Annotated in this window: 7 protein-coding genes; all 7 read left to right on the top strand. The window is 65.7% G+C overall.

All coding sequences use genetic code 11. The annotated features are described in order from the left end of the window. Window positions 1-323, top strand: a 323-nt coding sequence (locus HOV91_RS12055; protein ID WP_498072310.1) for an arsenate reductase/protein-tyrosine-phosphatase family protein, incomplete at its 5' end; no start/stop codon positions are given. A gap of 32 nt (window positions 324-355) precedes the next feature. Beyond that, complete coding sequence (locus HOV91_RS12050; RefSeq protein ID WP_174185454.1) at window positions 356-766, top strand: arsenate reductase ArsC; 411 nt, start codon at window positions 356-358, stop codon at window positions 764-766. Between the two features lie 20 nt (window positions 767-786). Continuing rightward, window positions 787-1,173 carry an arsenite efflux transporter metallochaperone ArsD gene (gene arsD, locus HOV91_RS12045; protein ID WP_174185453.1) on the top strand — a complete coding sequence of 129 codons (387 nt, stop codon included), beginning with the start codon at window positions 787-789 and terminating at the stop codon, window positions 1,171-1,173. Window positions 1,174-1,178: 5 nt separating this feature from the next. Continuing rightward, on the top strand, window positions 1,179-2,951 hold the full coding sequence (gene arsA / locus HOV91_RS12040; protein WP_174185461.1) for an arsenical pump-driving ATPase: 1,773 nt from the start codon (window positions 1,179-1,181) through the stop codon (window positions 2,949-2,951). Window positions 2,952-3,104: 153 nt separating this feature from the next. Then, window positions 3,105-4,073 (top strand): PstS family phosphate ABC transporter substrate-binding protein, encoded by a 969-nt coding sequence (locus HOV91_RS12035; protein ID WP_174185452.1) that lies wholly within the window; start codon window positions 3,105-3,107, stop codon window positions 4,071-4,073. Further along, a complete protein-coding gene (gene pstC, locus HOV91_RS12030; RefSeq protein WP_174185451.1) occupies window positions 4,070-5,056 on the top strand; it encodes a phosphate ABC transporter permease subunit PstC in 987 nt (328 codons plus the stop codon). Before HOV91_RS12035 ends, pstC begins: the two co-directional genes overlap by 4 nt. After that, entirely contained in the window at window positions 5,056-5,955 is a 900-nt protein-coding gene (gene pstA / locus HOV91_RS12025) for a phosphate ABC transporter permease PstA (protein ID WP_174185450.1), read from the top strand. The genes pstC and pstA overlap by 1 nt, the downstream gene beginning before the upstream one ends. The last annotated feature ends 45 nt before the right edge of the window (window positions 5,956-6,000 follow it).

The following is a 6,000-nucleotide window of genomic DNA, read 5'->3' as shown; positions in this document are numbered from 1 at the left end:
GGGACAACGCCGTCGCGTGGTCCGGCGGCAGCGAACCCGGCAACGAAATCAACCCCGCCGCCGTGCAGGCCATGGCCGAGGTCGGTATCGACATCACCGGCGAGTTCCCCAAACCGTGGACCGAGGAAATCCTGCAGGCCGCCGACGTGATCATCACCATGGGCTGCGGGGATGCCTGCCCTCTCTACCCGGGCCGCCGGTATGAGGAATGGAATCTCGACGACCCCGCCGACCTCGACCTCGCCGCGATCCGGCCCATCCGCGAAGAAATCGAAACCCGCGTCCGCCACCTGCTGGCCGAACTCGACATCCCCACCACCTGACCTCCCTCGCGACCTGAAAGGTTCACCACCGTATGACAACCAAGCCCAGTATCCTGTTCGTCTGCGTCCACAACGCCGGACGCTCTCAAATGGCCGCAGGCTTCCTCACCCACCTCGCTGGTGACGCGATCGAGGTCCGCTCCGCCGGCAGCGCACCCGCCGAGTCGATCAACCCGGCCGCAGTCGAAGCCATGGCCGAGGTCGGTATCGACATCTCCGACCAGTCACCCAAGATCCTCACCTTCGACGCAGTCGAAAACTCCGACGTGGTCATCACCATGGGCTGCGGCGACACCTGCCCGGTCTTCCCCGGCGTCAGCTACCGCGACTGGGTACTCGAAGACCCGGCAGGCAAAGGCGTCGAATCCGTGCGCCCGATCCGCGACGAAATCAAAACCCGCATCGAGAACCTCATCGCCGAACTACTGCCCGCCCGCGCCTGAACTGAAGGAGCGACGACACGATGAGCACCATCGAGGTTTTCGAACCGGCCTTGTGCTGCAACACCGGAATCTGCGGACCCGACGTGGATCAGGCACTGGTCACCTTCTCCGCCGACCTGGACTGGATCCGCAGCCGAGGCGGGGACATCACTCGCCACAACCTGGCCTCGGAGCCGGTGGTGTTCGCGAGTAACGAACCGGTACGCCGCTTCCTCGAACTCGCCGGATCCGACGGCCTGCCGCTGGTGCTCGTCGATGGTGTCACCGTGCTCACCGGCCGCTACCCCGGCCGCGCCCAGCTGGCGACCTGGGCTGGGATCACCGATCCCGGCCCGGCCACGGCACCGGCAGGGGTGGCGTTGCTGGGGCTCACCGAGGGCGACTGCAGCGGCCCCGGCTGCTGCTGAACATGATGACGACACCCGGTTTTCTCACCGACGCGCCGCGCTTTGTGTTCTTCACCGGCAAAGGCGGCGTCGGCAAAACCTCCCTCGCCTGCGCGTCGGCGGTCGCGTTGGCCCGCGGCGGGTCGCGGGTGCTGCTGGTCAGTACCGACCCCGCGTCCAACCTCGCGCACGTGTTCGGGATGACGATCGGGGCGAGGATCACCGAGATCCCCGCGGTGGCCGGGTTGTCGGCGTTGGAGATCGACCCCCAGCAGACCGCAGCGGCCTATCGCGAGCGGATCATCGCTCCGGTGCGGAATCTGCTGCCGGTCAAGGAAATCGAGAAGATCACCGAGCAACTGTCGGGGTCGTGTACCACCGAAATCGCCTCGTTCAACGAATTCACTGCACTGCTCACCCCGACCGGTGACACCGCTGAGGCGTTCGACCACATCGTGTTCGACACCGCACCCACCGGGCACACGATCCGGCTGCTGCAACTGCCCGGCGCCTGGACCGAATTCCTCGAAGGCACCGGCGACGCGTCCTGCCTCGGCCCGCTCTCGGGCCTGGACGCCCAGCGCGACATCTACACCGCCGCAGTGCACGCGATCACCGACCCCCTGCTGACCCGTCTGGTCCTGGTGGCCCGCGCGCAGACCGCGTCACTGAACGAAATCGCCCGCACCCACACCGAACTCGCCGACATCGGCGCCCGAAACCAGCACGTGGTCCTCAACGCCGTGCTCCCGCATCCGACTACCGAGGACCCCCTCGCGTGCGCGATCCACCACCGAGAACAAGCGGCAGTGGCTGCCCTGCCCGCCGAGCTGGCCGGTCTGCCGATCGACCGCATCGAACTAAAAGCCACCAACATGGTCGGTATCGAGGCTTTGGATCAACTCTTCGCCGACACCTCCGCGCCCGGCGACGCCCCTGATGTCACCGCGGCGGACATCGCGGCCGACGCCTCGCTGGCACTGCTCATCGACGAACTCGCCGAGGACGATCATGGGCTGATCATGTGCATGGGCAAGGGCGGGGTCGGTAAAACCACCATCGCCGCGGCGATCGCCACCGAACTCGCCCGCCGCGGCCACGATGTCCACCTGACGACCACCGATCCCGCCGCACACCTCGAGCACGTGCTCGCAGGCAGCCGAGAGGGGCTGCACGTCTCCCGAATCGACCCGGCCGAGGCCACCGAGCGCTACCGCAGGCATATCCTCGCGACCAAGGGCGCACAACTCGACGAGCAGGGCCGGGCCGCACTGGCCGAGGACCTGCGCTCACCGTGCACCGAGGAAGTGGCGGTGTTCCAGGCGTTTTCCCGCATCGTCGGTGAATCGCGGCGCCGGTTCGTGGTCGTGGATACCGCACCCACGGGACACACCCTGCTGCTGCTGGATGCCACCGGCTCCTATCACCGCGAGATCGCCCGCACCATGGGCGACCGTGCTCGCTTCACTACACCCTTGATGCGGCTGCGTGATCGCGCCGCCACCCGGATCATCGTGGTGACCCTCGCCGAAACCACCCCTGTACTGGAAGCTGTCGCGTTGCAGGCAGACCTCGAACGCGCCGGAATTCATCCCTGGGCGTGGGTAGTCAACAACTCCCTCGCCGCCGCGGCGCCGGTGGCCACCTTGCTGCGGTGCCGCGCTGCCGAAGAACTCGCCGCGATCGGCACCGTCGCCCAGCAGGCCGATCGATATGCGGTCGTGCCGATGAGCCCGTCCGAACCGCTCGGCGCCACCATGCTCTCGGCTCTCGCCACCGATCGGGCACCTCTGGGCTGACCCCCGATTGCTGGATCGAAATTTCTCGATAATAGTTTCCTCCGCTGTGTGGCGTTCATCTCATGTTCACGTCGAAATTCTTCGATTCAAGGGTCCCGAGATGAGGGATTCGGTGGCTCGCACCGGATCTGGGAGAGTTGATGGAGGCTCCATATGACCATGCGCCGGCTCGAGCGCGCGCACGTGATCGCATTCGGTGCGGTCGCCGCACTGACCCTGACCTTGACCGCTTGTGGCGGGGACTCCGACAAGGGCGGTAGCAATCTGTCGGGCCCGGTCGTCGTCGACGGGTCGAGCACCGTGGAGCCGCTGTCGGCCGCCGCCGGTGAGCTGTTCATGGAAGCCAACAAGGACGTCCAGGTCACCGTCGGCACCTCCGGCACCGGTGGCGGTTTCAAGAAGTTCTGTGTGGGTGAGACCGACATCTCGAATGCCTCGCGCCCGATCAAGAACGAGGAAAAGCAGCTGTGCACCGACAAGGGCATCAGCTTCACCGAACTGCAGGTCGCCAACGACGCGCTGACTGTCGTGGTGAACAAGGACAACACCTGGGTCGACTGCCTGACCGTGGCGCAGCTGAAGAAGATCTGGGAGCCGAACTCGACGGTCAACAACTGGAACCAGGTCGACCCCTCCTTCCCGGATGTTCCCCTGAACCTCTATGGCGCGGGTGCGGATTCGGGAACCTTCGACTACTTCACCGGCGCGATCAACGGCAAAGAGGGCCAGAGCCGTAAGGACTACAACCCGACCGAGGACGACAACATCACCGTCCAGGGCGTCTCCGGCGCCAAGGGCGGGCTGGGCTACTTCGGGTTCTCCTACTTCGAAGAGAACGCCTCCAAGCTCAAGGCTCTGAAGATCGATGGCGGCAACGGCTGTGTCGCCCCGTCGGTGCAGGCCGCCCAGGACGGCACCTACAAGCCGCTGGCTCGGCCGCTGTTCATCTACGTCTCCGACGCCGGTGTGAAGAAGCCGCAGGTGCAGGCGTTCGCGGAGTTCTACCTGAAGCACAACGACGAGATCGTCAAGGCCGCGCGGTTCGTCCCGCTGACCGACGCGCAGAAGACCAAGGCCACCAGCGAACTCGACACCCTCAAGACCAAGGCGGGCACTAAGTGACCGTTGGTCACTCCACCGCTGATGGCCCCTCGGAGACGGGGGGCCATCCCGGCGTGTGGCAAGGCGCCCCGGTCGATCTGAGCCCGCGCAGCGCTCGGATCGGCGAACGAATCATCCAGCTGTTGCTGGTGGGATCGGCCCTGCTGTCGGTAGCGGTCACCGCGGGCATCGTGCTGTCGCTGCTGCTGCCGCTGGGCACGTTCTTCAGCCACGTCGATATCGGTGATTTCCTGTTCGGCACCGAATGGACCGCCGCGTTCGGGGACAAGTTCACCTGGACCGACAAGTCCTGGGGTGTGCTGCCGCTGGTGGTGTCCACCCTGATGATCACCCTGATCGCGCTGGCGGTCGCGGTGCCGCTGGGGCTGGGCTCGGCGATCTACCTCAGCGAATACGCCTCCGCCCGCGTGCGCAAGGTGCTCAAGCCGCTGCTCGAGATCCTGGCCGGTATCCCGACCGTGGTATACGGCTTCCTCGCCTTGACCGTGCTCACGCCCATCCTGGGCGAGATCATCGAGTTCGACGGCATCTACACGAACCTGGCACCGGGCATCGTCATGGGCTTCATGATCGTGCCGACTGTGGCCTCCCTCGGTGAGGACGCCATGTCCGCGGTCCCGCTGGCGTTGCGCCAAGGCTCCTACGCACTCGGCGCCAACCGGATGAAAACCACGATGCGCGTGGTCTTTCCGGCCGCGCTGTCAGGAATCGTTGCCGCGATCGTGCTCGGTATCTCCCGTGCCATCGGCGAGACGATGATCGTCACCATCGCCGCGGGCAGCAAAGCTCACCTGTCGTTCGACCCGCGTGAAGGCGCCCAGACGATGACCGGGTTCATCGCCCAGATCGCCAGCGGCGACGCACCGCAAGGCAGCCCGGTCTACTACGCGTTGTTCGCCGTCGGCGCGCTGCTGTTCACCATCACCCTGGTGATCAACCTGATCAGCATCCAACTGGTCCGCAAATACAGGCAGGCTTACTGATGGCCACCACAGTCGCTACCTCCATCATCCGTCCCGATCTGCGCGGCAACCCGCGCAACGGCGTACCCTCGACGATCTTCGCGCTGCTGCTGTGGGCCTGTCTGGCGATCGTGTGCGTGTTCCTGTTCTTCACCCTCGCGATCATCGTGCAGAAGGGCATCGCCCGCTTCGACGCCGATCTGGTGACCCAACAGCCCTCGAAGATCCGGCCCGACAGCTCGGGTGTGGCCTCGGCGCTGTACGGAACCCTGTGGGTGTGCGCGTTGACCGCATTCATCGCGCTGCCGCTGGGGATCGCCGCGGCGGTGTACCTGGAGGAATACGCCGACCCGAACACCTGGTGGAACAGGCTGATCGAGCTGAACATTCAGAACCTCGCCGCTGTGCCGACGGTGATCTACGGCATTCTCACCCTCGCCTTCGTGGTGCGCGGCCCGATCTCGATGGGCGGTGTGGTGCTGGCCGGCGCCATCGCGCTGGCGCTGCTGATCCTGCCGGTGGTCATCATCACCACCCGGGAAGCATTGCGGGCGGTGCCGCGCGAAATCCGCGACGGCTCGCTGGCATTGGGGGCGACACTATGGCAGACCACCTGGAAACAGACGCTGCCCTCAGCTATCCCGGGCATCGCGACCGGCTCGATCCTGGCGTTGTCGCGCGCGATCGGTGAAGCCGCGCCGCTGATCCTGGTCGGCGCCACGACTTTCGTGACGTTCAACCCCGACGGGGTCTTCTCCCGGTACACCACGCTGCCGGTGCAGATCTACAACCTCGTTCCGCAGGACCGCCAAGCCTTCCGCGATCTGGCCTACGCCGCGATCCTGCTGCTGATCATCGTCCTGCTGGCCATGAACGCCATCGCGATCTGGCTTCGCAACCGCTACCAGCGCCGCTGGTGAGGCGCGCCATGGAGGAGAACGTCGTGACGAAAATCGAACGAAATA

Source organism: Nocardia barduliensis, from assembly GCF_013315795.1.
GTDB lineage: Bacteria > Actinomycetota > Actinomycetes > Mycobacteriales > Mycobacteriaceae > Nocardia > Nocardia barduliensis.
The sequence above is the reverse complement of the archived record's forward strand: the minus strand, read 5'-3'. Positions and strand labels throughout refer to the sequence as shown.